A 26,533-nucleotide genomic window follows, 5' to 3' on the forward strand; every position below is an offset into this window, starting at 1 on the left:
CAAAACTTTGGCCGCACATTTGCGGCCACCGGGAGAAGCGAGGTCTTCGTGCAGATGTCCGGTGCACATCCGGCGCGACGGCGGGCGGTGCTGGTCGCGCCCGCCTCCGACGACCGCAAGGCCCGCAAGGCGCTCGCGTCCGGGGCCGACGAGGTGGTACTCGACCTCGAGGATGCCGTCACGCCGGAGAACAAGGACTCGGCCCGGGCCGCCGCGGGCGAACTGGTCGCCGAGTTCGGCGCGGACCGTCGCGTGTCGATCCGCATCAACGCCGCGGACAGCGACTGGTTCACCGACGACGTACGGGCCTGCGCGGCACTGGGTTCGGCGCTCGCCTCGCTGATACTGCCGAAGGCCGAGACGGTCGCGGCGCTGAGTGCCGTCGACGAACTGCTGGGTTCGGCACCCACCCGCGTGCAGGCTCTCGTCGAGACGCCACTGGGGATTCGCGACGTCGCACCCCTCTGCGCCGCCTCGCCCCGACTCGACGCGGTCATCATCGGGTACGCCGATCTCGGTGCGACACTGGGCCGTTCACCCGATGCGCCGCGATCGGTGTGGCACCCGGTGCAGGATGCCGTTCTTGTCGCGGCCCGCGCCGCCGGATTGTCGGTGATCGACGGACCACATCTGACCATCGCCGACGACGAGGACTTCCGGTCCGCGAAACGCTGGGTCCGCGACCTCGGTTTCGACGGCACCTGGGTGATCCATCCGGCCCAGATCGATACCGCGATCGAGATCTTCACCCCCGACGCCGCCGCCGTCGAGGACGCACGCCGGGTACTGGCCGCGCTGAAGGAGGCCGCGGGACAGGGCGCCGGGGCGGCCAAACTCGACGGACGCATGCTCGACGAGGCGCTGGCGGTGTCCGCACGGCGCATCCTGGCACGCAGCGACAATCCCACAGGAGACGCACCATGACCACCGAAATCGCCGTCGGCGGACCTTATTTCGACGACCTCTCGGTCGGGCAGGTCTTCGACGAGGCGCCGTCTGTCACCCTGACCTCCGGACTCGCGGCCACGCATCAGGCGATCCTCGGCGACCGGTTGCGTCTCGCCCTCGACGGCCGGCTCGCCGCGCGGGTCACCGGCGGGGAACGAGCTCTCGCCCATCCGGGACTGGTGTGCGACATCGCGATCGGGCAGTCGACGCTCGTCACGCATCACGTCAAGGCCAACCTCTTCTACCGCGGACTGCGCTTCGAGGCGCACCCACACCTCGGCGACACGCTGAGCACCACCACCACGGTCGTCGGACTCAAGGAGAACTCCCCCAAACCCGGGCGCGCGCCGACCGGCCTGGCCGCCCTGCACATGGTGACCGTCGATCAGGACGATCAGGTGATCCTGGACTTCTATCGGTGCGCGATGCTGCCGCTGAGTCCCACGGCGGATCCGGACCGGAGGGTCCATACCGACGACCTGTCCGCCATCGGCCCCGCCGAACCATCGGCACCGTCGGTTCCGGACTGGGATCTCGCCGCCTACCGCGAATCGGCTCGCGGGCAACACTTCTCCGCTGACCTGGCCGGAAATGTCTACCGATCTTCCGGCGACGTGGTGTCAAGTGCACCCGAACTGGCGCGACTGTCCCTGAACATTGCTGCCACCCACCACGATGCCGGCGCCGGGAGCGCAGCGAGCGGGCCGAATTCAGCGGCTGTCTCCGGAAGGGAGCGCCTGGTCTATGGCGGACACACGATCGGCTTGGCACTGTCCCAGGCGAATCGGGCGTTGCCGAATCTGGTCACCGTGCTCGGCTGGGACTCCTGCGATCACACCGGCCCGGTACACGAGGGCGACACCCTGCTCAGCGAACTGACCGTCGAGGAGGCCACTCCGGCCGATCGGGGCGGTGTCCTCACACTGCGCAGCGTCGTGGGCGCCCGCACCGACGACGGCGACCTTCGTCCCGTGCTGGACTGGCGTTTCCGCGCCCTGATGGCCTGACCCGAGGAGATCCATGAGCACCCCGCCCGATGTCACCCGTCCGCTCGACGGACTGCGGATCGTCGAGGTGTCGAGTTTCGTCGCCTCCCCGCTGGCCGGATTGACCCTGTCCCAGTTGGGCGCCGAGGTCGTCCGCGTCGACCCGACCGGCGGTGCCGCCGACATCAACCGCTGGCCCGTCACCGCCGACGGCGCATCGATCTACTGGACCGGCCTGAACCGCGGCAAGCAATCCGTCGCGGTCGATCTCCGCGATCCGGAGGGACAGGCCGTCGTCCGTCGTCTCGTCACCGAATCCGGTGCGGGCGGCGGGATTCTGCTCACCAATCAGGCGGGCCGCTCCTGGATGAGCCACGAGTCGCTGACCGAACTCCGCCCCGACATGATCACCTGCGAGATCCTCGGCCGCACCGACGGGACACCCGGCGTCGACTACACGGTCAACGCCGGGCTTGGGTTCCCACTGATCACCGGCCCCACCGATCACGTCGGACCGGTCAATCACGTCCTGCCCGCGTGGGATGTGGCGTGCGGGCTCTATGCCGCGCTGGCCATCACCGCCGCCGTGCGCAGACGTGACGCGACCGGGCGCGGCACCCATATCTCGCTGCCCCTGGAGGACACCGCACTCGCCATCGCGGGCACCCTGGGATATCTCACCGAACCACAGGTCAACGGGCACGGCCGGGAAGCCACGGGCAACGACGTCTACGGCACGTACGGAACCGATTTCGCCACCTCCGACGGAGGGCGCTTCATGATCGTCGCGCTGACGCCGCGCCACTTCCGGGATCTGGTGCGGCTCACCGGAACCGAGGCGGCGGTGGCCGCGGTCGCCGACGCACTGTCCGCCGATTTCGACCGCGAGGAGGAACGCTACGCGCACCGCGCCGTCCTCCGGGGACTCTTCGAACCGTGGTTCGCCCGGCACACCACCGCGGAAGTGGCTGCCGCACTCGCCGATTCGCCGGTGCTCGCCGAGCAGTACCGGACCTTCGACGAGGTGGTCGCCGACGGGACCCTCGCGAACAATCCCCTCTTCGCCCCGCTGGATCAGCCCGGCATCGGCGAATACCTGGCCGCGGCGCTCCCCGCGTCCTTCGACGGGGTGCACTACTTCGCCGGACCGGCCCCCGAACTCGGCGCCGACACACCGAGCTGAGCCATATAGGTCTTTCCTCATCGACCGACAGCCGGTCGGACTTTGAGCCCAAGGATCGGCCCGTGATCGTATGGATTCGCACCCGTCTCCAGCGCATCGCCGGCCGGGTCGAGCAGCTGGAGGTGAGGGATGACCGTTTCCGTCGAGGTGACCGGGCATCGGCAACGCGAGGCGTGGGCCGAGAAGGTGCTGCCGCCCGTCGAGGAAGTACGTCCCGGACTGTGGTCCATCCCGGTGCCCATGCCGGGCAATCCCCTGCGCTACGTGCTCATCTACGCCAAGGCCGTCCCCGACGGTCTCGCCCTCATCGACACCGGCTGGACCGCCGACGAGTCCTGGGAAGCCCTGGTCGACGGCATCCACGCGACCGGCCACGACATCGCCGACATCAGCCACGTGGCGATCACCCACCTGCACCCGGATCACTTCGGTCTGGTGCCGCGACTGCTGGAACGCACGGACGCGGTACTCGCCATGCACCGCAACGACGCCCAGCACCTGTCCTATCAATCCGACGCCGAGATCGATGCCGTGGTCGCGGGCTCACGCCAGGAACTCGACGAACTGGGTATCCCCGGCGATGTCCCCGACACCGGATTCCGGTTCATCGCACGGCTGCCCAAGGGCCGCACCATCGACACCGAACTGACCCACAGCGACACCCTTGGCATCCCTGGCTGGAATCTGCAGGCCATCTGGACGCCCGGTCACACCGCCGGTCACCTGTGCTTCGTCGACGAGGACAACGGGGTGATCTTCACCGGCGATCACCTGCTGCCGCGGATCAGCCCCAACGTGTCGACCAACGCCTTCCAGCTGTCCAATCCGCTCGACGATTACCTGATCTCCCTCGCGAACACCGAACATCTGCCCGACCTCGAAGCTCTGCCCTCGCATGAATACCGCTTCCGCGGATTGTCCGACCGTGTCACCGCGCTGCTCGAACACCACGAGGAACGACTCACCGAGATCACCGACGCGGTACGGGCGAATCCGGAGAGCACGGCCTGGGAGATCACCCGCTCGGTCACCTGGTCGCGCCCGTTCGAGGATCTCTCGCTGGAACTGAGCAGGATGGCATGCCGCGAAACCAACGCACACCTGGTGCTGCTCGCCACCCGGGGCGTGCTCACCGCCACGGACGGGGTGCCCGTCCGCTGGACCCTGTCCGAATCCGACAACCCCAAGTCCGACAACACAGATGGGAATCATCGATGAGCGCAGTCCTCACCGAGTTCGCCGACGGCATCGCCGTCATCACGATCAACCGTCCCGAAGCCAAGAACGCGGTCAACCGCGAGGTCGCCGAGGGTATCGCCGCCGCCATCGACGAACTCGAGGCCCGCGACGACCTCACCATCGGCATCATCACCGGCGCCGGTGGCACCTTCTGCGCCGGCATGGACCTCAAGGCCTTCACCCGCGGTGAGGTCGTGTCGCTGGAGGGCCGCGGCTTCGCCGGACTCGCCGAGTCCCCGCCGTCGAAGCCGCTGATCGCCGCCGTGGAGGGCTGGGCGCTGGCCGGCGGCTGCGAGATCGCTCTCACCTGCGATCTGGTCGTCGCGGCCCGGGATGCCAAGTTCGGCATCCCGGAGGTCAAGCGCGGACTGGCCGCCGCGGCCGGTGGACTGCTGCGCCTGCCGAAGACCCTGCCGTATCAGGTGGCCATGGAGATGGCGCTTACCGGCGATCCGATGACCTCGGAGCGAGCGCATGGATTCGGCCTGGTCAACCGGCTGACCGAACCCGGTTCGGCACTCGACGGGGCGCGCGAGCTGGCCGCCGTCATCGCGGCCAACGGACCGCTCGCCGTGCGCGCCACCAAGCAGGTGATGTCGATGGCCATCCGCTACACCGACCCCGAACTGATCCAGGCGCAGTGGACACACCTCGGTGCGGTCTTCGCCTCGGAGGACGCCCAGGAGGGCGCGAAGGCCTTCGCCGAGAAGCGGGCGCCGCAGTGGAAGGGCAAGTGATCTGCGGAGTCGGTGACCGGCTCGGGTGACGGGTTCGTACGATCAGAGGGTGGACCTGCACCTCGTCACCTACTTCGTCGCGGTGGTCGATCATGGCGGGATCACCAAGGCGGCGCAGTCGCTGTACATCTCGCAGCCGTCGCTGTCGCAGGCCATCCGCACCCTGGAACGCCGGCTGGGCCTGACGCTCTTCGACCGCTCGGGGCGCAGGCTGGAGTTGACCGATGCCGGACGGCGCTTCGACGATGCCGCCCGGCGCATCCTCGCCGACGTCGCCCGCGCGAAGGAGAAGGTTGATGCGGTCCGCGAACTGCGGTCCGGCCGGGTGGACATCGCCACCTACGCGGCGTTCAGTGTCGATCCGCTGATCGGGATGATCGCCGAATTCCGTTCCCGTTTCCCGAATCTCGGCGCCCGCGTGGTGGCCGTCGACGGACCGAACGGTGTACTCAACGCTCTGCGGCGCGGCGATGCGGAGATCGGCGTGATCGACTCGGCCGCCGAACATGCCACATTCACCGCGCTCCCCCTCGACGTCCAGGAACTGGTGCTCGCGGCGCGGTCCGAGGTGGCGACGCCGGCGGATCCGGTTCCGCGGCAGGCGGTCCGCGAGATCCCGCTGATCCTCGACATCGCCGATCCGGATGCGACGACCCTGTACGAGGATCTCGTCGCGGGCCCCGATGCCGCACCGAATGTCGTCATCGAATCCGCTCATCCCCCGGCCACCTGGGACCTGGTGTCCCGCGGCATCGCGGGCACGATCGTCCCGCGCAGCGTCGCCGAACAACAGATGCCGACGGTGCCGCGCTTCGCCCTCGACCCGCCGCTGGAACGGCCGTACGGATTGGTGATGAGATCGTCGCGGCCCTCCCCGGCGGCCATGGCCTTCATCGGGATGGCCCGCGCCCATGTCGGCGCGCCCGCCGACCCCGCCGAGTTCGGGAACTGGGACTGAAGGCCATGGAACTGCGTCAGGTCGAATACTTCCTCGCCGTCGTCGAGAACGGCGGCATCGGTGGTGCCGCCACTGCTCTGGGTGTCGCGCAACCGACTGTGTCCCAGGCACTCCGGGCGCTCGAACGCGAACTCGGCGTGCAGTTGTTCCACCGGATCGGGCGCGGCATGGTGCTCAGTTCGGCGGGCCGCACGATGGTCGGTCCGGCGCGTCAGATCATGCGTGACGTAGGAGCCGTCGGCGACCTGATGGCCGCGACCGCCGGGGAGATCACCGGGCGGCTCGACATTCTCGCCTTCCCGGCGACCACCGGTGGTCCCATCCTGGACCTGCTCGCCGAATTCCGGCGCCGGTATCCGGGAGTGACGATCCGTTTCGGGGATCTGCGCGACGAAACCCAGGCGGCCTCGGTCATCGAGGACGGCCACTGCGAATTCGTCGTCGCGCACCTTCCCATCGCGGGCAACGGACTGGAGGTCGAGGTACTCGGCGAGCAGGAGTATGTGCTCGTCTACCCACCGGGCACCGATGTGCCCGACGGTCCGTTGCCCCTGCACGACCTACCGCTGGTGCCGATGGTCTTCGTCCCGCGCGGACAATCGGTGGCCGACGAGATCGAGGAGGCCATCCGCGTCGGCGGCGTCCGTCCCCCGCTCGCCGTCCTGTCCGAACACCGCGAGGCGCGCGTGCCCATGGTGCTCGCCGGCATCGGCGGCAGCATCGTCGAACGTTCCCAGGCCGATGCCCTCGCCGACCGGCTGGTCATCCGCGAGACCGAACCGGCACTGGTCCGGCCCTTCGCCGTGGCCTACGACCCGAATTCGCTCTCCGCCGCGGGCCAGGCCTTCGTGGACCTACTGCACTCCACCGGTGGTTGAGTGGCGACGCACGAGCACCCCACCGCTGGTTGAGTAGCGACGCACGAGCGCAGCGAGTCCGCCGCGTATCGACACCCCGCCCACCGTCCGAAGATCAGCTCACACGCTCGAAGACCGCGGCCAGCCCCTGCCCGCCGCCGATGCACATGGTCTCCAGGGCGTAGCGCGCGGCGCGGCGGTGCAGTTCCCGCGCCAGTGATGCGAGCATCCGACCACCCGTGGCACCCACCGGATGCCCCAGGGAGATCCCCGATCCGTGCACATTTGTGCGGGCGAAACCCTCACTGTCCGAGGCGAATCGACCGAAACCCCATTCCCGGGTGACGGCCAGCGCCTGCGCCGCGAAGGCCTCGTTCAGCTCGATGACGTCGATGTCGCCGAGCGACAGTCCCGCCTTGGCGAGGGCCTTCTCGGTGGCCGGCACCGGTCCGATCCCCATGGTGCGCGGCGGCACACCCGCGAGCCCCCATGACACCAGGCGGACGAGCGGCCGCAGACCGTGCTTCTCGGCGACCTCCGGGGTGGTGACGACGGCCATCGAGGCGGCATCGTTCTGTCCGCTGGCGTTACCCGCGGTGACGGTGGCGTCCGGATCGGTCTTCCCCATGATCGGCTTGAGCTTCGCCAGGGATTCGGCGGACACGTCGGCGCGCGGATGTTCGTCGGTGTCGATCACGATGTCGCCCTTACGATTCGGCACGGTGACCGGGATGATCTCCTCGGCCAGCAGACCGTCCTGCTGAGCGCGCACGGCTCGCTGATGGGAGGCGACCGCCAGATAATCCTGCTCCTCGCGGGAGATCTCGTACTCCTTGCGCAGGTTCTCCGCGGTCTCGATCATGCCGCCCTCGACCGGATAGTTCGTGCCGCCGGCCGTCGACCGGGCACGAACGAGGCTGTCGTGCAGGGCGATTCCGGTGCGCGCACCACCCCAGCGCATGTCCACCGAGTAGAACGAGGCATTACTCATCGATTCGGTGCCGCCCGCGACAACCAGATCGTGGTCGCCACCGGCGACCTGGAAGGCGGCCTGGATCACGGCCTGCAGTCCCGACCCGCACCGACGATCGATGTGCATGCCGCCCACGGTGATCGGTAGTCCCGCGTCGAGTGCGACGACCCGTCCGATGGCCGGCGCCTCGCTGTTGCCGTTGCAGTGACCGAGGATCACGTCGTCGACGGATTCCGGTGGGAGACCGGTGCGTTCCAGCAGTCCGCGCAGGGCGGTGACGCCGAGGTCGACCGCGGTGACATCGCGGAACATGCCGCCGTAGCGGCCGATGGGGGTGCGGACGGGTTCACAGATGACGACTTCAGGCATGCCGTACTCCTCTTCGATGCCGGCTGGTGACGATGAATGATGTTCGGATACGGGAACTCACATGAACCGGCCGCCGGTCACGTCGAGCACCGTGCCGGTCATGTACGACGACATATCCGATCCCAGGAACAGTGCGACATCCGCGACCTCACCGACCTCACCGGCACGCTGCATGGGGATCTCCGCCATCTTCTGATCCCAGGCCTTCTGCGGCATCGCCTCGGTCATCGCGGACCGGATCAGTCCGGGCGCAATGGCATTGACGCGCACACCGTGGTGCGCCATCTCCTTGGCCGCGGCCTTCGTCATGCCGACGATGCCCGCCTTGGCGGCCGAGTAGTTGGTCTGACCGACCATGCCGACCTTCCCGGACAGCGACGAAAGATTCACGATGGCACCGCTTTTGGCCTCACGCATGATGGCGGCGGCCTTGCGGATGCCGTTCCAGGTACCCTTCAGGTGGACCTGGATGACGAGGTCGAAGTCGTCCTCCGTCATGTTCCGCATGGTGGCGTCACGGGTGATGCCGGCGTTATTGACCATGACGTCGAGGGAACCGAATCCGTCGACGGCGGCGGCCAGCATCGTGTCGACGGCCTCCGGGTCGACGACGTCGCAGCGGACCGCGCGGGCTACGTCGGGACCGCCGAGCTGTTCGGCGGCCTGCTGTGCGGCGGCCTCGTTGAGGTCACCGATCACCACGCGCGCACCGGCATTCACGTAGTTCTGGGCGATGGCATACCCGATGCCCTGGGCGCCTCCGGTGATGACGGCGGTGCGGCCCTCGAGCAGATTTCCGGCGGATGCGGTCGACATGGATGTCCTCTCGAATCAGATGCGGTCTGCCGCGAAATCTACCGCCGGTGACGCCGTTCCGGCCCCGTCGACTCCATACGCAGCGGCTATCGGAGGGGTGTCGTTGTTCGTATTGGACACCTTCGACGGGCTGTCGCAGGGTTGTGGGCATGACCGCATCCGAGTCCGTCCCGTCGTCGTCCGTCCCGTCGTCGCCGCAGGTGTCGGCCGAGGACTTCGCCGACATTCTGGCCCAGACCCGCAGTTTCATCCGCGATGCCGTGGTGCCGCGTGAGCAGGAGATCCTGGACACCGATGCGATCCCGGAGGACATCCGGCAGGCGGCGAAGGATATGGGCCTGTTCGGTTATGCGATCCCGCAGGAGTGGGGCGGCCTCGGCCTCGACCTCACCCAGGACGTCGAGCTCGCCATGGAGATGGGCTACACGTCGCTCGCTCTTCGATCGATGTTCGGCACCAACAACGGCATCGCCGGGCAGGTGCTCGTCGGTTTCGGCACCGACGAGCAGAAGACCGAATGGCTCGAGCGGATCGCCTCCGGCGAGGTCGTCGCGTCCTTCGCCCTCACCGAGCCCGGCGCCGGCTCCGATCCGGCGGGCCTGCGCACCAAGGCCGTCCGCGACGGCTCGGACTGGGTGATCACCGGCGAGAAGCGCTTCATCACCAACGCTCCGCTGGCCGATCTGTTCGTGGTGTTCGCCCGGACGCGTCCCGCCGACTCCGACGGCACCGGCATCGCGGTGTTCCTGGTGCCCGCCGATACGGCCGGGGTGACCGTCGGCGCGAAGGATCGCAAGATGGGTCAGGAGGGCGCGTGGACCTCGGACGTGCACTTCGACGACGTGCGGGTACCGGACAGCGCGCTCGTCGGCGGCAGCGAGGACGTCGGCTACCGCGCCGCGATGACCTCACTCGCGCGGGGACGCGTCCACATCGCCGCGCTGTCCGTCGGCGCCGCGCAGCGCGCGCTCGACGAGTCGGTCGCCTGGGCTGCCACCGCGACGCAGGGCGGTCAGCCGATCGGCAACTTCCAGCTCGTGCAGGCCATGCTCGCCGATCAGCAGACCGGTGTGATGGCCGGCCGCGCCATGGTGCGCGACGCCGCCCGCGCCTGGGTCGACGAGACGGATCGTCGCATCGCGCCGTCCGCGGTGAAGCTGTTCTGCACCGAGATGGTCGGCAAGGTCGCCGATCTCGCCGTCCAGATCCACGGCGGCAGCGGCTACATGCGCGATGTCCCGGTCGAGCGCATCTACCGCGACGTCCGTCTGCTCCGCCTCTACGAGGGCACCAGTGAGATCCAGCGCCTCATCATCGGCCGCGGGCTCGTCAAGCAGGCGCAGCGCTGAGTCGTCCGCCGACAGACGTTGCACTCTGACGCGGTAAGCGCGTCAAACCGCAACGTCTGTCAGTGCGACACGCGAGCACGTCGGTCGCGGACAAGAACGACCAACGCGATCGCGCCCCATCCCAGGCCGGTCGCGAATGCGGCGACGTATCCACCGGTGACAGCGATTCCCACACCCGCGACGACCGGCGCGATCGTGATCCCCAGCTGCATGGCGGCGACATTCAGCGCGCTGCCGAGGGTCGGGGCGTCCGCGGCCACCGAGAAGACACGCGCCATCACAGCGGGATTCAGCAGAAAACCGAAGAGCCCCAGCGGTAGACACAATGCGGCCACCGCGAGTCCGGAACCGGTTGTGGCCATGAGAGCGACGATGACGGCCATCGTGCCGAGAACAGCACAGACCGTGACCCTGAACGGGTACCGATCGGACAGGCGCCCGCCGATCGCGAGACCGACGCACGCACCCGCGCCGAACAGCAACAGCGCCATCGGCACCAGAGTCGTGGCATGCGCGCTCGCGTCGGTGATCGCGGCACCGGCGTAGGCGAAACACGCCATGTACATCGCCGTGGTCGTCAGGGTGATCGCGTAGGCGGTCCAGACCCTCGGACGGCGCAGTACCCGTAGTTCGGCGCGTCGATCGAGTCCCGCCGAGGGTGCCGGTGATTCCGTCATGGAGAGGCGAAGCGTCAACGCCAGCACGATCACCAGCACCACCGGACCGTAGAACGCCCAGTGCCAGCCGAACGAGTCGGCAATGACCGTGCCCAGGGGACCACCCAGGACCATCGCCATACTCAATCCCGTGACGACCACCGACAACGCTCTGGCCGAATAGTCCGGCGGCACAAGACGAACCGCGACAACAGCACTCACCGCCCAGAAAGCCGCGTAGGCCACGCCTGCGACCATTCGACCCACGAAGAACGTGGCATAGGTACCGCCGACGATGCCGAGACCGAGAGCCGCCGCGAACATCAGCTGACTGCCCACCAGGGTCGTGCGCGGCCGCCAGGACAGCGTTGCCAGCGCGAGCACCGGTGCTCCCACCACGACCCCGATCGCGAACGCGGAAATCAGACCTCCGGCCCGAGCCACCGACACGTCCAGATCACCGGCGATCTCGGGAAGGACACCGGAAATGATGAACTCCGAGGAGCCCATGGCGAAGAGGCATGCCGCCAGCAGGTAGATCGTGGAGGGCAGCCGTTGTCGGTGGTCGATGTCGCTCATCACGACGCCCACAGTGGCGGCCGCTTCGCGATATCGGCAATGTTCGTTGCCGAATCCGGGAATCCGGTCCTACCGTGGTCGCATGGATTCGCAGCCGGCAGTCGCGGCGACGCTGGACCAACTACCGGGGCGCCTACGGCAGGCCAGGCGCGACCGGGACCTCTCCCTCACCGCGCTCGGCAAGGCCACCGGCATCTCCACGAGCACCCTGTCCAGACTGGAGAGTGGACAGCGCAAGCCGAGCCTGGAACTGCTGTTACCGATCTCGGCCGCACTCGCGGTCCCGCTCGACGATCTGGTCGCCGCACCGCGGGTCGTCGATCCACGGCTTCGGCAACGACGGTCGAGTTCGGGCGGGCGGGTCTTCGTCGCGCTGTCACGCCTACAGCGGGAGCCCAAGGCGTACAAGCTGATCATCCCCGCCGACCACACCGAACCGGACCCACGATCACATGACGGGCACGAGTGGCTGTACGTGCTGCACGGTCGGCTGAGACTGATTCTCGGCGACTACGACGTGATTCTCGGGCCGGGGGAAGTCGCCGAATTCGACACGCGGCATCCGCACTGGTTCGGGTCCGCGGGACACGGATCGGTCGAGGTTCTCAGCCTGTTCGGCAAGCAGGGCGAGCGGATGCATGTGCGCACCCGCCCGGCACCGAGCTCACCACCCCGGAATGATCGCTGACGACGGCGGGTGATCCCGTCAGCGCGGCGCCATCCGGATGGCGCCGTCGAGGCGGATCGTTTCACCATTGAGGTAGGCGTTCTCCAGCATCGAGACGGCGAGCTGTCCGAATTCCGACGGCCGGCCGAGGCGCGACGGGTTGGGGATGCTGGCCGCCAACGAAGCCCGGACGTCGTCGCGCAGTCGCGCGAGCAGTGGGGTGTCCATCGTGCCGGGAGCGATGGTGTTGACGCGGATGTGCTTGCTGGCGAGGTCGCGGGCAGCGACGATCGTCATACCGACGATGCCGGCTTTCGAAGCGGCATAGTTGATCTGGCCGATCTGGCCTTCGAAGGCCGCGACGGATGCGGTCAGCACGATGGCGCCGCGTTCGCCGCCGCCGTGATCGGGATCGCGGTCCAGGTCATCGAGGCGGGCCATTCGTTCCGCGCCCAGCGACAGGGCGAGGAACGAGCCGATCAGGTTGAGGCGGATGACGAATTCGAAATCCTCCGGCGAGCCGGCATTGCCTTCCTTGTCGAGGATGCGCATACGACGACCCGCACCGGCGCAGTGCACCAGCCCGCGAAGACCTCCGCGCGAATCGGCGACATCCAGTGCGGCCGCGAACTGTTCGGCATCGGTGACATCGGCGGGGGCAAAGTTCGCGGCATCGCCGAGTTCCTTCGCCACCGCCTCACCGTCGGAGGAGGGCAGATCGATGAGGGTGACCAGGCCGCCCGCATCGATGATCCGGCGTGCGGTGGCCAGGCCGAGGCCGGAGGCGCCGCCGGTGACGGCAGTGGAGAGACCGGTGAGATCCATGAGTGTTCCTCGCTGTCGCTGGTGATCAGAGCAGTTCGACGATGGTGGCGTTGGCCATACCGCCGGCCTCGCACATCGACTGCAGTCCGTACTGGATTCCGTTGTCCCGCATGTGATGCAGCAGACGTGTCATGAGGATGGCGCCGGAACCGCCGAGCGGATGCCCGACGGCGATGGCCCCGCCGAGCGGGTTCAGGGCGTCGATGTCCGCACCGGTCTCGATCTGCCAGGCGAGGGGCACGGGCGCGAAGGCCTCGTTGATCTCGAAGGCACCAATGTCGCCGATGGACAGGCCGGAACGCTTGAGCGCCTTGGCCGTTGCCGGGATCGGCCCGGCGAGCATCATCACCGGATCGTCGGCGGCCACGACCGCGGTGTGGACGCGGGCGATCGGTGTCAGTCCGTGTTCCTTGGCGACATCGGCGGCCATCACGAGCAATGCACCCGCGCCGTCGGAGATCTGGGAGGCGTTGCCCGCGTGGATGACACCGTCCTCCTTGAACGCGGTCTTCAGCCCGGCCATCTTCTCCAGGGTGCCGCCCCGGCGGATGCCCTCGTCGCCCTCGAGGACTCCCGGCAGCGGCGCGAGCTGACCGTCGAAGGCTCCGGCGTCGGCGGCCTTCGCGGCGAGTTCGTGTGAGCGCAGCGAGAATTCGTCGAGCCGGGTGCGATCGAGGCCCCACTTCTCGGCCATCATCTCGGCACCGATGCCCTGACTGAACCGTTCGATGCCGTACCGGTCGAGGACGGTGGCGGGTTGGCTCTCGCCGTTCGGGGCGGCACTGCCCATCGGCACGCGGCTCATCGACTCGACACCACCGGCGACGACCACGTCCTGCTGACCCGACGCGACGGCGGCGGCCGCCATGCTGACGGCCTGCTGGCTCGAACCACAGGCACGGGTAACCGTCGTTCCGGGAACCGATTCCGGCCAGCCCGCGGCCAGCACCGCGGTCCGGGCGACGTTGCCCGCCTGCTCGTTGACCTGGCTCACGCAGCCCCACACGACATCGTCGATGATGTCGGGAGCGATGCCGGTCCGCTCCACGAGCGCCTCGAGCACATGCGCGGACAGATCGACCGGATGGATTCCGGACAGCGAACCGTTTCGCTTCCCAATCGGGGTACGAACGGCATCGACGATGACGGCATCACGCATGACGGGTTCCTCTCCTCGGAGTATCCCCTCGACTCGATCACGAATCCCGAGGCCACAGCAATGACGTTCACACTCACGGTCAGTGAGGCGCTGCCTATGATCCGGCGTCCCAGCAAGCACTATTGGCAGTCGCTATCGGTGCCTTAGCCCGAACGATCGTTCCGGCAATGATCGCGACCCGGCATGCTGTGAGATGGCCTGACTCCGACCACCCCCCGGGAGACCCGCACGCCATGACCCGCCTGGCCCAGACCGCCGGACTGACCGACGTCCAGAACGAGATCGTCGCGAATGTCCGGTCTTTCGTCGACAAGCAGATCATCCCGTACGCGCAGGAACTCGAGCACTCGGACACGTACCCGCAGGAGATCGTCGACGGGATGCGGGAGATGGGCCTCTTCGGCCTGATGATCCCCGAGGAATACGGCGGGCTCGGCGAATCGCTGCTCACCTACGCACTCTGCGTGGAGGAGCTGGCGCGCGGCTGGATGAGCGTGTCGGGCGTCATCAACACGCATTTCATCGTCGCGTACATGATCCGGCAGCACGGCACCGACGACCAGAAGCACCATTTCCTCCCGCGCATGGCGACCGGCGAGGTGCGGGGCGCGTTCTCGATGTCCGAGCCGGCGCTCGGCTCCGACGTCGCAGCCATCCGCACCACCGCCACCCGCGGCGCCGACGGCAACTACACCATCAACGGCCAGAAGATGTGGCTCACCAACGGTGGCAGCTCCACCCTCGTCGCCGCCCTGGTGCGCACCGACGAGGGCGAGGAGAAGCCGCACCGCAATCTGACGACCTTCCTCATCGAGAAGCCCGCGGGCTTCGGTGAGGTGCTGCCCGGCATCACCATCCCGGGGAAGATCGACAAGATGGGCTACAAGGGCATCGACACCACCGAGCTCATCTTCGACGGATACGCCGCCAGGGCCACCGACATCCTCGGTGGCACACCGGGCCGCGGCTTCGCACACATGATGGACGGCGTCGAGGTCGGCCGGGTCAACGTGTCCGCCCGCGCCTGCGGTGTGGCACAGCGCGCTTTCGAGCTGGCGGCCCGATATGCCCAGCAGCGCACCACGTTCGGCAAACCGATCGCCGACCATCAGGCCATCGCCTTCAGCCTCGCCGAGATGGGCACCAAGGTCGAGGCCGCCCACTTGATGATGGTCAACGCGGCCCGCCTCAAGGATTCCGGCGAACGCAACGACGTCGCCGCAGGCATGGCGAAGTACCTGTGCAGTGAATACTGCGCCGAGGTCACCCAGGCATCGTTCCGCATTCACGGCGGATACGGATACTCCACGGAGTTCGAGATCGAACGACTGATGCGCGAGGCGCCGTTCCTGCTCATCGGCGAGGGCACCAGCGAGATCCAGAAGCAGATCATCAGCAAGGGACTCCTGCGCGAGTACCGCGAAAAGTAGTACCGCCCAGCATAATTGGGCAACGAGCACGAGCACCGCACCCATACCATCGACGTACCGCGAGGAAATATCATGCAGCGCACCGTTTTCACCGACGATCACGACGCCTTCCGCACCACCATCCGCGATTTCATCGCCAAGGAGGTCGCGCCGGTCTACCACGACTGGGAGAAGCAGGGGCATCCGCCGCGCGAGTTCTACAACCGCCTCGGCGAACTCGGCGTGCTGGGCATCGAGGCCCCCGAGGAGTTCGGCGGTGGCGGTGCCGACGATTTCACCTATTCGATGGTCATCGCCGAGGAGACCGCGGCCGCGGGCGTCAGCTTCGGCAGCTATTCGGTGCATGCCAACCTCATCCTGCCGTACCTGATGACCAACGCCACCGACGAGCAGAAGCAGCGCTGGATTCCCGGATTCTGTTCCGGCGAACTGATGTTCGCGATCGCGATGACCGAACCCGGCACCGGCTCCGACCTCGCCAACATCTCCACCACCGCGAAACTGTCCGAGGACGGCAGCCACTACATCCTCGACGGCGCGAAGACCTTCATCACCGGAGGCGCGCTGGCCGACCGCATCCTGGTCGTCTGCCGCACCGCCCCCTTCGACGAGGCGAATCGCCGTGCGGGCCTGTCGATCCTCGTCGTGGACACGACGTCCGAGGGCTTCGCGGTGGGCCGCAAACTGGAAAAGATCGGTCTCAAGGCATCCGACACCGCCGAACTGTCCTTCACCGGGGTGAAGGTTCCCGTCGAGGATCGTCTCGGCGAGGAGGGCGCGGGATTCACCTACCTCACGCAGAATCTCGCGCAGGAACGTCTCAGCATCGCGATCGGTGCGGCGGCGACCGCGGCGGCCGCCGTCCAGCATGCCCTCGCGTACACACGTGAGCGCGACGTGTTCGGCAAGCCGGTGGCGTCGTTCCAGAACACCAAGTTCGTGCTCGCCGAATGCTCGGCGGAGGTCGAGGCGATCCAGCAGTTCGTCGACCGGGCGCTCACCCTGCACAACGCGGGCGAATTGTCCGTGCCGGACGCGGCGCGCGTGAAGCTCTTCGCCACCGAGACGGCGGGCCGCGTCATCGACAAATGCCTCCAGCTGCACGGCGGGTACGGCTACATCCTCGAATACCCGATCGCACGCCTGTACGCGGACACCCGCGTGAGCCGTATCTACGGCGGCACCAACGAGGTCATGAAGACGATCATCGCCAAGGACCTCGGCCTCTGACCGTCGCGCTCACCTTTTCCGTTCCCGCTCATGGCTCAGACGTGAGCGGGAACGGGGACAGGTGAGCGGGAAGCGCGGCTACTCCTCGTCCTCCAGCCACTCCGGTTCCGGATAGGGGGCATCGGGATATTCCTGGCGCAGCCATCCGAAAAACTCGTCATAGTCGATGGGGTGATGCCGCCATGTCCATTCAGGCCCGGACCATGGTTCCGGCTCCAACGATCGCGGAGCCCCGATGCACGAGAATTCCGGCCCTTCGGAACCGATGCCGAAGAAGAACTCCGGAAATGCCATTCCTTCGGCGGCGAACACCGAACTGTGGCGTTCGCGGTAGCCGAATAACTCCTCACGTCGCGGATCGTCCGGATCCTTGACGTCCTCCGGCGCCCCGTCCACGTCCCATTCGGGAAGCTCATCCCACGCACGCCAGAAGGCCTCCGGCAATGATTCATTCGGTTCGACCGAGAACACTGCAGATTCCGTACGAATGGCCTGATCGTGGGCCAGGAACCAGTTGACGAACTCCTCGCCGACCAACGCCGCCTCGAAGACCACCGTTGAGGCACCGTCCTCGCTGAGTAGCGAAAACCGGTACGTGGGGTCGTAGCTGTCCGGGGGAGCCGGCGGTTCCATCTTTTCGAAACGTAGGCGAATCACTGCAGCCTCTTCCGCTGAGAACACTCCCCCGATCGCTCTCGCCGCAGCGTACGCACCCCACTTTCACTCAGCGAGACAAGCGCATGAATTTCATTCGTTCGCTTGTAACGTCGGTCACACCCCTGCCCCGACACAGGAGCCGATTCCGCATGCACGCAACCATGGCCGAGCTGTTCCTCGAGCGAGCCGACGACGACACCACCGCCCTCATGTTCGCCGACCGCACCTGGACGTGGCGTGAGCTGCTCGACGAGGCCGCGGCGCGGGCCGGCGTGCTCACCGATCTGCGACCGTCCGACGGCTCACCCTGGCATATCGGGCTGCTCATGCGGAATAGCCCCGAATACCTGTTCCTCGTCGCGGGTGCGACTCTCTGCGGGGCGACGATCGTGGGCATCAACCCGACGCGTCGGGGCGCGGAACTCGCCCGCGACATCGCGGCCACCGACTGCGCCGCGATCCTCGTCGACGACGCCGAACGGGAACTGCTGAACGGCATCGAGTCCGACATCGGCCGCATCATCGAGGTCGAGCACGACGACTACCGGTCGATGCTGGACGCCCATGCCGACGATGAACCCGCGGCATCGGCCGAGGGTCTCGATCCGACGACCACGCTGCTGCTGCTCTTCACCTCGGGCTCGACCGGCGCACCGAAGGCGGTGATCTGCTCGACCGGCCGCTGGGCACGGGTCTCCCAGCTCAACCCCATCGAATTCGATACCGACGACGTCGCCTACAACGCGATGCCGCTCTTCCACGGCAACGCGCTGATGGGCGCCTGGGGGCCGTGCATCACCAGCGGCGCGGCATTCGCCCTGCGCGACAAGTTCTCCGCCTCGGGATTCCTGCCCGACATCCGTCGTTTCGGCGCGACCTTCTTCAACTATGTGGGCCGCTCCCTCGCCTACGTACTGGCGCAGCCGGAACGCCCGGAGGAATCCGACAACCGCCTGCGATTCGGTTTCGGCACCGAGGCGAGCTCCCAGGACCGTGCCGAGTTCGCCCGGCGATACGGCGCACCGCTCTTCGAGTCGTACGGATCGTCGGAGGGTGCCTGCTACATCATTCACACCGAGGACACACCGCCCGGCGCGCTGGGAGTCGCACAGCAGGGCCACGATCCGGTCATTCTCGATCCGGACGGAAACGAATGTCCCCCGGCCCAATTCGACGAGCACGGCTCGATCGTGAACGCCGCGGAGGCGATCGGCGAGATCGTGTCCCGCAACGGCGGCCGGATGTTCGAGGGCTACTACCGCAATCCGGAGGCCACGGCCGAACGACTGCACGGTGGCGCCGACTACTGGACCGGCGACCTGGGCTACCGCGACGCCGAGGGCTACTTCTACTACGGCGGCCGCACCAGCGACTGGATTCGCGTCGACTCGGAGAACTTCGGAGCGGCTCCCATCGAACGAATCCTGTTGCGCCATCCCGACGTGGCCACCGCCGTCGTGTACGCGGTACCCGATCCGCGCACCGGTGATCGGGTGATGGCGACGCTCGAACTGACCCCGGACGCCGGTGACTTCGATGCCGACGGATTCGCCCGGTTCCTGGCCGAGCAACCCGACATGGGCACCAAGTGGTCGCCGTCCTTCGTCCGGATAACCCGTCACGTGCCGCTGACCGCGACGAACAAGGTCGACAAGCCCACCCTCAAGCGGCAGCGCTGGCTCACCGACGATCCGGTGTGGACGTGGACCGGTCAGAGCTATCGCCTACTCTCCCCCGCCGAGGCGGATGCGATCGCCGGCGAGTTCGACACCCACGGCAGGCGCCACCTGATCGCCTGAGTGCGTCTCCCTGCGGAAAACGTCGTCGTCAGAGGCCTTCGAGGGCACTATGCCCTCGGAGGGGCTTCACGACGATGTTTTCCGCAGCGTCGAGCCGACACTGCCACGCCGCTAAACTCACGGTGTGTCTGTCTATGAGCACGGATTCGCCCGGGTCACCGGTGTGGTGCCGGTGGTGTCGATCGCCGATCCGGTCGCGAACACCGACCGCACCATCGACCACCTGCGGGCCGCCGCCGACGACGGTGCCGCCCTGGTGGTGTTCCCGGAGCTGGGGCTGTGCGGGTACTCCATCGATGACCTCGTCCAGCAGGACGCGCTGCTCGACGCCTGCCTGACCGGGCTCGAACGGATCGTCGAGGCGACGCGCGGGCTGCGGCCGCTGGTCGCCGTCGGTGTGCCACTGGTCGTCGGCGACGGACTGTACAACTGCGCGGCGGTGATCCACGACGGATCGATCCTCGGTGTGGTGCCCAAGTCGTATCTGCCCAACTACCGGGAGTTCTACGAGCAGCGCTACTTCGCCGCCGCACGCGACGCCGTGACGACGACCGCGCGGGTCCTCGGCACCGACGTGCCCTTCGGTTCGGATCTGATCTTCGAGGCGACGGATGTCGACGGTTTCGCCGTGCACGTGGAGATCTGCGAGGACGGCTGGGTGCCGATCCCGCCGTCGACATGGGCGTCCCTCGGCGGTGCGACAGTGCTCGCGAACCTGTCCGGCAGCCCGGTCACCGTCGGCAAGGAGGCCTACCGGAAGTCGTTGTCCACCAGCCATTCCGCACGGTGCGTCGCCGCGCAGATCTACGTCGCGGCCGGTTACGGCGAGTCCACCACCGATCTCGCGTGGGACGGCGACGCCCTGATCACCGAGAACGGGACCCTCCTCGCACGCAGTGAACAGTTCGCCATGGACGGCCAGGCGATCACGGCCGACATCGATCTCGACCGTCTGCGTCAGGAACGGATGCGGATGATCAGCCTGCGCGATCAGGTCGGCGATTACGCCGACCAACTGAAGTCATTGCGGCGCATACCCTTCGAACTCGGCTCGACCGACGACGTGGACGACGAGCTGCGACGGACCGTGCCCCGATTCCCGTTCGTCCCCGCCGGATCGGCCGATCGCGACGAACGATGCCGCGAGGTCGGCAACATCCAGGTACAGGGGCTGGCCGCACGCCTGCGCGCCACCGGCATCTCGAAGATCGTCATCGGGGTGTCGGGCGGGCTGGACTCGACGCTGGCGCTGCTGGTCGCCGTCGACACCTTCGACCGGCTCGGACTCCCCCGGAGCGATATCCTCGCGTACACCATGCCCGGATTCGCCACCGGCACAGACAGTTTGCGTCGCGCCCACACCCTGATGGAGTCGCTGGGCGTGACCGGCACCGAACTCGACATCCGGCCCTCGTGCGAGCAGATGCTCGCCGACCTGGGCCACCCGTATGCCAAGGGCGAGAAGGTCTACGACGTGACCTTCGAGAACGTGCAGGCCGGTGAGCGGACCTCGCACCTGTTCCGTCTGGCCAACCTGCACAACGCGATCGTGCTCGGGACCGGCGATCTCTCGGAACTGGCTCTGGGCTGGTGCACCTACGGCGTCGGCGACCAGATGTCGCATTACAACGTCAACTCGTCGGTGCCGAAAACCCTGATCCAGCACCTCATCCGGTGGATGATCGATACCGGTGCGTACTCGTCGGAGACCACCGGCGCACTCACCGAGATCCTCGGCGACGTGATCTCACCGGAACTCGTGCCGCCGGGCGAGGACGGCGCGATCCAGAGCACCGAGGACACCGTCGGCCCCTACGAGCTGCACGACTTCTTCCTCTACTACCTGACGCGCTACGGCTACCGGCCGGACAAGATCGCCTACCTCGCCGAGCAGGCGTGGAGCGACGTGAACCGCGGTCCGTGGTCGGACATGATCGACGAATCACGCCGCAACGCCTACGATTCCGCGACCATCGAGCACTGGCTCGATGTGTTCCTCAAGCGGTTCATGGCGAACCAGTTCAAGCGCACCGCCATGCCCAACGGCCCGAAAATCGGTTCCGGCGGCTCACTGTCGCCGCGCGGCGACTGGCGGTCACCGTCGGATGCGTCGTCACGCACGTGGCGGGAGGCACTCGAACGCCGCTGACCTGCCGCGATCAGAAACCGAAGCCCGGCTCGAAATCCCAGCGCGCACAACCGAAGGAGACGTCGTCGGCCTGCGCGGGGGTCCCGTCACCCTGCACTCCGTACGAGGTGACGACGGCACGCGGATTACGGGCCGAGATCTGCGCCAAGGTCATCGTCTGGTTGCGATCCGGGAGTCCGTTGATCCCCTGGGTGCTCCACCAGCGCTCCGACCCGAGGTTTCGGCTGTTCACCCAGCCGGCCTCCCCGCTGCCACCGTTCCACGCCGGTTCCCAGACCAGGGTGGTGAAGCCGGAGGTGTTGTTGTCGATGCGGTCCGCACCGAGCAGACGAATCTGATACGAGACGTAGCGGCCGTGATGCCGGAAGCCGATGGCGCCGGGCAGGACTGCCACCGGCTTCAACGGCACGCCGGCCAGGTGAAACATGTTGTGCCGAGCCGAGCCCGACAGATCGAGGAATCCGCTGCCCCGGGCACCGGTCCCTGATGTGATCGTGCCTGCGGCCGCGCCATCCTGCGGCCCCCACCCCCACGTCAGGACCGGAGTGACCGGGATGGCGAAACAGCCGGGAGCGGAGCTTCCGGAATCGGGTGCCGCTTCGGCGACCGCCACCATCGTCGATCCGCCGACGACGACAACCCCGGTGAGTGCGAGAACAATTCTGCGAATACGTCTAAGCATGAGAAACCCCTGATGTCTGGAATCCGGACGAGGAAGGGGCACGATCCAACCGGTTGCCGGCATGCAGCACCCAATCGGCCTGCCATGGAACAAGGTTCACGTCATCGACGATGATGCGGGTACGGGAAGGACGAAAGTCGCGCGAGGCGCGTCACCCTCCCGACGTTCTCGCTGCCCGGCCCGCCGCGTGCGGCGACTGACCAACACGACGAACACACTACGCGGTAAGACATTGACACGGGGTACTTTTCAACAGTCCCGAGCGGTGTGATCTCGATACGCGCGCTCGCTACGCTCGCGGGCTACTCGATCAGCGGACGTCGAGACTCACCCGCAGCGCCCCCGATCAGCGGACGTCGAGACTCACCCGCAGCGCGCCCGATCAGCGGACGTCGAGACTCACCCGCAGCGCGCCCGATCAACCGGTGTCGAGGTTCGCTCGCGGGCTCGATCAGCGGGTCATAGGTGCGGCCACTGGTCGTTCAATCGTCCGGATCGTCGCAGGCGGCAACGAGTTCGGCCAGTTTGTCGGCGAAGCCCTCGGCGATTGACCAGACGTCGGGCACGAGGTCGGGGCAGGACAGCAGGCCGACGTTGAGCTTGCCGTCGGCGGAGAACACGGTGATGTTCATGCCGCTGCCGTGGAAGATCGGGCCGAGCGGGTAGACGCCGGTGACGCGACACCCCAGGAAGTACAGCGGGAAATCGGGTCCGGCGACGTTGGACACCAGCACGTTGAAGATCGGCGGATGTTTCAGCGACAACCGCCGGTTGCCGTACACCTTCATGATCGTCGACATCGTTGTGCCGGGCGCGAATTGGGCCCAGGCGCGCAGGATGTTCGCGTCGATCTCGGCGTGGTGCGCCTTCGACTTCCGGGTTTGTTCGGATGCGTATTCGAGACGCTCGACCGGGTCGGCGACATCGGTCGGCAGCAGGGTGAACATGCCGGTGACCTTGTTGGTGCCGCCGACGACCAGATCCTTTTCGTCGGCCCCGTGCACGGACACCGGAAGCATGGCGACCAACGGCTGTTCGGGCAATTCATCCCGGTCGAGGAGATAGTCGCGCAGCACTCCGCCGGTGATGGCGAGGACCACGTCGTTGATCTTCACGCCGAAGCGGTTCTTCACCTTCTTCACGTCGGCGAGCGGCAACTGGCTGAAGGCGATGGTGCGGTGCGGGGTGATCGGCGCGTTGAATCGGGTGCGCGGCGCACGGAACGGTGCGGGCATCGCGGCGTCGGCGCGCGCCCGCCGCAGCCAGCCGAGGGGCACACCCACCGTATTCGGAAGAAGCTTCGCCATGGCGATGGGCCGCTGCACCATGTAGTTGACCGCACCGGTCAGTGCCATCGTGGCCCGCGACGACCCGCCCGCCGTCTCACGCACACGGTCCGGATCGAGTTCGGGTGACTCCGGGGTCAGCGTGCACAGTTGCGCGAGCATCTCGGCGCTGGTGACACCGTCGACGCTCGCGTGGTGCACGCGCAGCATGGCCATCGCCTTGCCGTCGGCCATCCCCTCGATGATCCACAGTTCCCACAGTGGTTTACCTCGATCGAGGGTCTGGCCGGCCAGGTGTCCGATCAGTTCGGCCACCTCCTCGACACCGCCCGGCGCGGGCACCGCGACCCGGTGCACATGGCGCTCGATGTCGAAGTCGTCGTCCTCGATCCAGACCGGGTGATCGATGTTGAGCAGTGAGTTGTCGAGTTTGCGCCGGAAGTTCGGCATCGCCGCGATCCGGTTCTCCAATTCGTCGCGTAACCGCACGAATTCGTAGCCGCCCGGCATGGTGCCCGGATCGATCTCGATCAGGCCGATCACGTGCATCAGCTGCGATCGGGTCTCCAGATACAGAAAAGACGCGTCAAGTCCGCTGAGCCGCTCCATATTCCACCTCCGCACCACCGTCGCGGTGGCCCCCTCGCGCTCACATTGTCCGAAATGCGGCGCGAACCGAGTCGTGCCGGTTTCTCATCATGCCCGACGGCCGAGCCCCACGGGCCGTTCTCGGTTAGCGTGCAGAGATGGAGCCGATCGAACGCCGGAAAGCCCTCGCAGACCTGCCCGTCGCAACCAATCCACTCTTCACCCGGCCCGGTGAGGCGACCGAGTTCCCCCGGTTCCGCCTTCCGGACGATCCGTCGCTGCCCGAGACCGCCTATCAGATCGTCCACGACCAGGCGATGCTCGACGGCAACGCGCGGCTGAACCTGGCGACCTTCGTGAGCACGTGGATGGATACCCACGCCGACCGTCTGTATGTCGAATCCGCCGCGAAGAACATGATCGACAAGGACGAGTACCCGGCCACCGCCGCCATCGAAACCCGCTGTTGGACAATCCTCGCCGACCTCTGGCACGCCCCGGAACCGACCAGCGCGATCGGCACGTCGACGATCGGTTCGTCGGAGGCGTCGATGCTCGGCGGGCTCGCACTGAAACGCGCGTGGCAGGAACGCCGACGTGCCGCGGGCAAGTCGACCGAGCGGCCGAATCTGGTCATGTCGTCGGCCGTGCAGGTCTGCTGGGAGAAGTTCTGCAACTACTTCGAGGTCGAGGCCCGCTACGTGCCGATCTCCGACGATCATCCGGTGCTCGACGGTCACGAACTGGCACAGCATGTCGACGAGAACACCATCGGTGTCGTCGCGATCATGGGTGTCACCTACACCGGCGCCTATGAACCGGTGGCCGCGATCGGTACCGCACTCGACGCGATCGCCGCCGATGGCGGACCCGATCTGTCCATCCACGTCGACGCCGCGTCCGGTGGCATGGTGGCCCCCTTCCTGCAGCCGGATCTGGAGTGGGATTTCCGGGTGCCGCGGGTCGCGTCCATCAATATGTCCGGCCACAAGTACGGCCTGGTCTACCCGGGGATCGGCTGGGTGGTGTGGCGTGACGCGGCACTGCTGCCCGAAAGCTTGATATTCCGGGTCAGCTACCTCGGCGGCGACATGCCGACCTTCGCACTGAACTTCTCCCGGCCGGGCGCGCAGGTGCTGCTGCAGTACTACCAATTCCTGCGCCTCGGTTTCGAGGGCTATCGCGCGGTCCAGCAGAGCTGCCAGGACGTCGCGCACCGACTGTCCGAACAGATCGGCAACCTGGGACCGTTCGATCTGGTCAGTGAGGGCTCCGACATCCCGGTCTTCGCGTGGCGGCTGAGGGCCGGTCACACCGACAACTGGAATCTGCACCATCTGTCGGCGCAGCTGCGGGAACGCGGGTGGCTGGTGCCGGCGTATCCGATGCCCGACAACCTGACCGACCGCACCGTCCAGCGGATCGTGGTGCGGAACGGATTGTCGATGGACATGGCGGGTCATCTGATGAACGACATCCGCGACTCCGTGTCCTATCTCGACAGCCTCTCAGGCCCGATCCCGGAACCCATGCGCGAGGGCGCTTTCCACCATTAGAGCCCTCGCCGGAAACACCGAAAACCAGAACTCGTTCCAGTAATGTCGGCGCCGATGAGCACTTTCACCGCCGCCGAACTCGACGAGGCGTTCCGGCAGTTCCAGGCGACCGTCGCGGAGATCGCGATCAGCCGGGACTGGGACCGCTTCGCCGAGTTGTTCACCGAGGACGCCGACTACGTCGAACACGCGCTGGGCACCATGTCCGGACGCGAGGAGATCCGGACCTGGATCTGGAAGACGATGACGGCGTTCCCGGGCAGCCACATGACCGGCTATCCCTCGCTGTGGCACGTCGTCGACGCCCCGACCGGACGCGTCATCTGCGAGGTCGACAACCCGATGCGGGATCCGGGCGACGGTACGCACATCACCGCCACCAACATCACGATCCTGACCTATGCGGGCGACGGATTGTGGAGCCGGGAGGAGGACGTCTACAACCCGATGGAGTTCGGGCAGGCGGCGATGCGCTGGTGCGAGAAGGCCGCCGAACTCGGCACCCTCGACGAACCGTCCGAGCGGTGGATGACCGGCGTCGGGAGGATGTTCGCGCGCCGCTGACGCCGCGCCGCCTCGGCATCGGCGGAATCACCGACGATCCCGTTGCCGACCAGCAGGTTCCCTGCCAATCCCGGGAAACCATGGCTTTCGGTGCGCGGATCGGAGACCATGTCGGGAGACCGGCAACGACGGTCGGAGCGGGTGAGCAAGGACACTGTCACCCGTCGCCGACCGGCGTAACGTCGGCACCGACGATCACGAAATCTTCAGCGGACGAACTTGGGTACACCTGCCCCGATGTCGTAGGCTGGACCACTGATCAGTGCCCGTGAGCCGCCTCGGGGAGCCGGT

23 protein-coding genes are annotated in these 26,533 nt (G+C 67.1%); 15 read left to right on the plus strand and 8 right to left on the minus strand.

What is annotated here, in order from left to right:
• Positions 1–54: 54 nt before the first annotated feature.
• The 7 genes from AC4JJG_RS03180 (at position 55) to AC4JJG_RS03210 (ending at position 6,929) form a co-directional block, all read left to right on the plus strand.
• Positions 55–924, plus strand: a complete 870-nt coding sequence (locus AC4JJG_RS03180; protein WP_495398980.1) for an HpcH/HpaI aldolase/citrate lyase family protein — start codon at positions 55–57, stop codon at positions 922–924.
• Positions 921–1,955, plus strand: coding sequence for a MaoC family dehydratase (locus AC4JJG_RS03185; protein ID WP_495398979.1), 1,035 nt, complete (start codon positions 921–923; stop codon positions 1,953–1,955). The genes AC4JJG_RS03180 and AC4JJG_RS03185 overlap by 4 nt, the downstream gene beginning before the upstream one ends.
• 13 nt (positions 1,956–1,968) lie before the next feature.
• On the plus strand, positions 1,969–3,117 hold the full coding sequence (locus AC4JJG_RS03190; RefSeq protein WP_495398978.1) for a CoA transferase: 1,149 nt from the start codon (positions 1,969–1,971) through the stop codon (positions 3,115–3,117).
• A gap of 129 nt (positions 3,118–3,246) precedes the next feature.
• Positions 3,247–4,335, plus strand: coding sequence for an MBL fold metallo-hydrolase (locus AC4JJG_RS03195; protein WP_495398977.1), 1,089 nt, complete (start codon positions 3,247–3,249; stop codon positions 4,333–4,335).
• Positions 4,332–5,093 (plus strand): crotonase/enoyl-CoA hydratase family protein, encoded by a 762-nt coding sequence (locus AC4JJG_RS03200; protein ID WP_495398976.1) that lies wholly within the window; start codon positions 4,332–4,334, stop codon positions 5,091–5,093. The genes AC4JJG_RS03195 and AC4JJG_RS03200 overlap by 4 nt, the downstream gene beginning before the upstream one ends.
• A 49-nt stretch (positions 5,094–5,142) precedes the next feature.
• On the plus strand, positions 5,143–6,051 hold the full coding sequence (locus tag AC4JJG_RS03205; RefSeq protein WP_495398975.1) for a LysR family transcriptional regulator: 909 nt from the start codon (positions 5,143–5,145) through the stop codon (positions 6,049–6,051).
• A gap of 5 nt (positions 6,052–6,056) precedes the next feature.
• Positions 6,057–6,929 (plus strand): LysR family transcriptional regulator, encoded by an 873-nt coding sequence (locus tag AC4JJG_RS03210; RefSeq protein ID WP_495398974.1) that lies wholly within the window; start codon positions 6,057–6,059, stop codon positions 6,927–6,929.
• A 94-nt stretch (positions 6,930–7,023) separates the two neighbouring features.
• Here AC4JJG_RS03210 and AC4JJG_RS03215 read toward each other — a convergent pair whose 3' ends face one another.
• Positions 7,024–8,250 (minus strand): acetyl-CoA C-acetyltransferase, encoded by a 1,227-nt coding sequence (locus AC4JJG_RS03215; RefSeq protein ID WP_495398973.1) that lies wholly within the window; start codon positions 8,248–8,250, stop codon positions 7,024–7,026.
• Positions 8,251–8,307: 57 nt separating this feature from the next.
• Positions 8,308–9,066, minus strand: coding sequence for a 3-oxoacyl-ACP reductase FabG (gene fabG / locus AC4JJG_RS03220; protein ID WP_495398972.1), 759 nt, complete (start codon positions 9,064–9,066; stop codon positions 8,308–8,310).
• 149 nt (positions 9,067–9,215) lie between these two features.
• On the opposite strand from fabG, the gene AC4JJG_RS03225 reads away from it, so the two are divergent.
• Positions 9,216–10,415 carry an acyl-CoA dehydrogenase family protein gene (locus AC4JJG_RS03225; RefSeq protein ID WP_495398971.1) on the plus strand — a complete coding sequence of 400 codons (1,200 nt, stop codon included), beginning with the start codon at positions 9,216–9,218 and terminating at the stop codon, positions 10,413–10,415.
• 59 nt (positions 10,416–10,474) lie between these two features.
• Here AC4JJG_RS03225 and AC4JJG_RS03230 read toward each other — a convergent pair whose 3' ends face one another.
• Positions 10,475–11,650: an MFS transporter gene (locus AC4JJG_RS03230; protein ID WP_495398970.1), complete on the minus strand. Its 1,176-nt coding sequence runs from the start codon at positions 11,648–11,650 to the stop codon at positions 10,475–10,477.
• Between the two features lie 82 nt (positions 11,651–11,732).
• On the opposite strand from AC4JJG_RS03230, the gene AC4JJG_RS03235 reads away from it, so the two are divergent.
• The gene (locus AC4JJG_RS03235) at positions 11,733–12,338 is read left to right on the plus strand and encodes a helix-turn-helix domain-containing protein (RefSeq protein ID WP_495398969.1); all 606 of its coding nucleotides are present in this window, start codon (positions 11,733–11,735) and stop codon (positions 12,336–12,338) included.
• A gap of 18 nt (positions 12,339–12,356) precedes the next feature.
• Here the strand turns inward: AC4JJG_RS03235 and AC4JJG_RS03240 are convergent, their stop codons facing one another.
• Complete coding sequence (locus AC4JJG_RS03240; RefSeq protein WP_495398968.1) at positions 12,357–13,142, minus strand: SDR family NAD(P)-dependent oxidoreductase; 786 nt, start codon at positions 13,140–13,142, stop codon at positions 12,357–12,359.
• 25 nt (positions 13,143–13,167) lie between these two features.
• Complete coding sequence (locus AC4JJG_RS03245; protein WP_495398967.1) at positions 13,168–14,301, minus strand: thiolase family protein; 1,134 nt, start codon at positions 14,299–14,301, stop codon at positions 13,168–13,170.
• 233 nt (positions 14,302–14,534) lie between these two features.
• On the opposite strand from AC4JJG_RS03245, the gene AC4JJG_RS03250 reads away from it, so the two are divergent.
• Positions 14,535–15,731 carry an acyl-CoA dehydrogenase family protein gene (locus AC4JJG_RS03250; RefSeq protein ID WP_495398966.1) on the plus strand — a complete coding sequence of 399 codons (1,197 nt, stop codon included), beginning with the start codon at positions 14,535–14,537 and terminating at the stop codon, positions 15,729–15,731.
• A gap of 72 nt (positions 15,732–15,803) precedes the next feature.
• Positions 15,804–16,961, plus strand: a complete 1,158-nt coding sequence (locus tag AC4JJG_RS03255; protein ID WP_495398965.1) for an acyl-CoA dehydrogenase family protein — start codon at positions 15,804–15,806, stop codon at positions 16,959–16,961.
• A gap of 78 nt (positions 16,962–17,039) precedes the next feature.
• On the opposite strand, the gene AC4JJG_RS03260 is transcribed toward AC4JJG_RS03255, so the two are convergent.
• Complete coding sequence (locus AC4JJG_RS03260; protein ID WP_495398964.1) at positions 17,040–17,594, minus strand: hypothetical protein; 555 nt, start codon at positions 17,592–17,594, stop codon at positions 17,040–17,042.
• 173 nt (positions 17,595–17,767) lie between these two features.
• On the opposite strand from AC4JJG_RS03260, the gene AC4JJG_RS03265 reads away from it, so the two are divergent.
• Positions 17,768–19,417 carry an AMP-binding protein gene (locus AC4JJG_RS03265; RefSeq protein ID WP_495398963.1) on the plus strand — a complete coding sequence of 550 codons (1,650 nt, stop codon included), beginning with the start codon at positions 17,768–17,770 and terminating at the stop codon, positions 19,415–19,417.
• Positions 19,418–19,541: 124 nt separating this feature from the next.
• Positions 19,542–21,566, plus strand: a complete 2,025-nt coding sequence (locus tag AC4JJG_RS03270) for an NAD(+) synthase (protein WP_495398962.1) — start codon at positions 19,542–19,544, stop codon at positions 21,564–21,566.
• Positions 21,567–21,576: 10 nt separating this feature from the next.
• On the opposite strand, the gene AC4JJG_RS03275 is transcribed toward AC4JJG_RS03270, so the two are convergent.
• Entirely contained in the window at positions 21,577–22,248 is a 672-nt protein-coding gene (locus AC4JJG_RS03275) for a hypothetical protein (protein WP_495398961.1), read from the minus strand.
• 482 nt (positions 22,249–22,730) lie between these two features.
• A complete protein-coding gene (locus AC4JJG_RS03280) occupies positions 22,731–24,143 on the minus strand; it encodes a WS/DGAT/MGAT family O-acyltransferase (protein WP_495398960.1) in 1,413 nt (470 codons plus the stop codon).
• Between the two features lie 137 nt (positions 24,144–24,280).
• Between AC4JJG_RS03280 and gad the strand changes: the two genes are divergently transcribed.
• Positions 24,281–25,678 (plus strand): glutamate decarboxylase, encoded by a 1,398-nt coding sequence (gene gad, locus AC4JJG_RS03285; protein WP_495398958.1) that lies wholly within the window; start codon positions 24,281–24,283, stop codon positions 25,676–25,678.
• Positions 25,679–25,732: 54 nt separating this feature from the next.
• Entirely contained in the window at positions 25,733–26,242 is a 510-nt protein-coding gene (locus AC4JJG_RS03290) for a nuclear transport factor 2 family protein (RefSeq protein ID WP_495398957.1), read from the plus strand.
• Positions 26,243–26,533: the final 291 nt, after the last annotated feature.

Source organism: Gordonia sp. B8661-1 (assembly GCF_059427765.1).

Excerpts from the sequence above, each read along its gene's own strand:
- AC4JJG_RS03180 (WP_495398980.1), top strand. The coding sequence starts at position 55 with ATGTCCGGTGCACATCCGGCGCGACGGCGGGCGGTGCTGGTCGCGCCC.
- AC4JJG_RS03185 (WP_495398979.1), top strand. The coding sequence starts at position 921 with ATGACCACCGAAATCGCCGTCGGCGGACCTTATTTCGACGACCTCTCG.
- AC4JJG_RS03190 (WP_495398978.1), top strand. The coding sequence starts at position 1,969 with ATGAGCACCCCGCCCGATGTCACCCGTCCGCTCGACGGACTGCGGATC.
- AC4JJG_RS03195 (WP_495398977.1), top strand. The coding sequence starts at position 3,247 with ATGACCGTTTCCGTCGAGGTGACCGGGCATCGGCAACGCGAGGCGTGG.
- AC4JJG_RS03200 (WP_495398976.1), top strand. The coding sequence starts at position 4,332 with ATGAGCGCAGTCCTCACCGAGTTCGCCGACGGCATCGCCGTCATCACG.
- AC4JJG_RS03210 (WP_495398974.1), top strand. The coding sequence starts at position 6,057 with ATGGAACTGCGTCAGGTCGAATACTTCCTCGCCGTCGTCGAGAACGGC.
- AC4JJG_RS03215 (WP_495398973.1), bottom strand. The coding sequence starts at position 8,250 with ATGCCTGAAGTCGTCATCTGTGAACCCGTCCGCACCCCCATCGGCCGC.
- fabG (WP_495398972.1), bottom strand. The coding sequence starts at position 9,066 with ATGTCGACCGCATCCGCCGGAAATCTGCTCGAGGGCCGCACCGCCGTC.
- AC4JJG_RS03225 (WP_495398971.1), top strand. The coding sequence starts at position 9,216 with ATGACCGCATCCGAGTCCGTCCCGTCGTCGTCCGTCCCGTCGTCGCCG.
- AC4JJG_RS03230 (WP_495398970.1), bottom strand. The coding sequence starts at position 11,650 with ATGAGCGACATCGACCACCGACAACGGCTGCCCTCCACGATCTACCTG.
- AC4JJG_RS03235 (WP_495398969.1), top strand. The coding sequence starts at position 11,733 with ATGGATTCGCAGCCGGCAGTCGCGGCGACGCTGGACCAACTACCGGGG.
- AC4JJG_RS03240 (WP_495398968.1), bottom strand. The coding sequence starts at position 13,142 with ATGGATCTCACCGGTCTCTCCACTGCCGTCACCGGCGGCGCCTCCGGC.
- AC4JJG_RS03245 (WP_495398967.1), bottom strand. The coding sequence starts at position 14,301 with ATGCGTGATGCCGTCATCGTCGATGCCGTTCGTACCCCGATTGGGAAG.
- AC4JJG_RS03250 (WP_495398966.1), top strand. The coding sequence starts at position 14,535 with ATGACCCGCCTGGCCCAGACCGCCGGACTGACCGACGTCCAGAACGAG.
- AC4JJG_RS03255 (WP_495398965.1), top strand. The coding sequence starts at position 15,804 with ATGCAGCGCACCGTTTTCACCGACGATCACGACGCCTTCCGCACCACC.
- AC4JJG_RS03260 (WP_495398964.1), bottom strand. The coding sequence starts at position 17,594 with ATGGAACCGCCGGCTCCCCCGGACAGCTACGACCCCACGTACCGGTTT.
- AC4JJG_RS03265 (WP_495398963.1), top strand. The coding sequence starts at position 17,768 with ATGCACGCAACCATGGCCGAGCTGTTCCTCGAGCGAGCCGACGACGAC.
- AC4JJG_RS03275 (WP_495398961.1), bottom strand. The coding sequence starts at position 22,248 with ATGCTTAGACGTATTCGCAGAATTGTTCTCGCACTCACCGGGGTTGTC.
- AC4JJG_RS03280 (WP_495398960.1), bottom strand. The coding sequence starts at position 24,143 with ATGGAGCGGCTCAGCGGACTTGACGCGTCTTTTCTGTATCTGGAGACC.
- gad (WP_495398958.1), top strand. The coding sequence starts at position 24,281 with ATGGAGCCGATCGAACGCCGGAAAGCCCTCGCAGACCTGCCCGTCGCA.
- AC4JJG_RS03290 (WP_495398957.1), top strand. The coding sequence starts at position 25,733 with ATGAGCACTTTCACCGCCGCCGAACTCGACGAGGCGTTCCGGCAGTTC.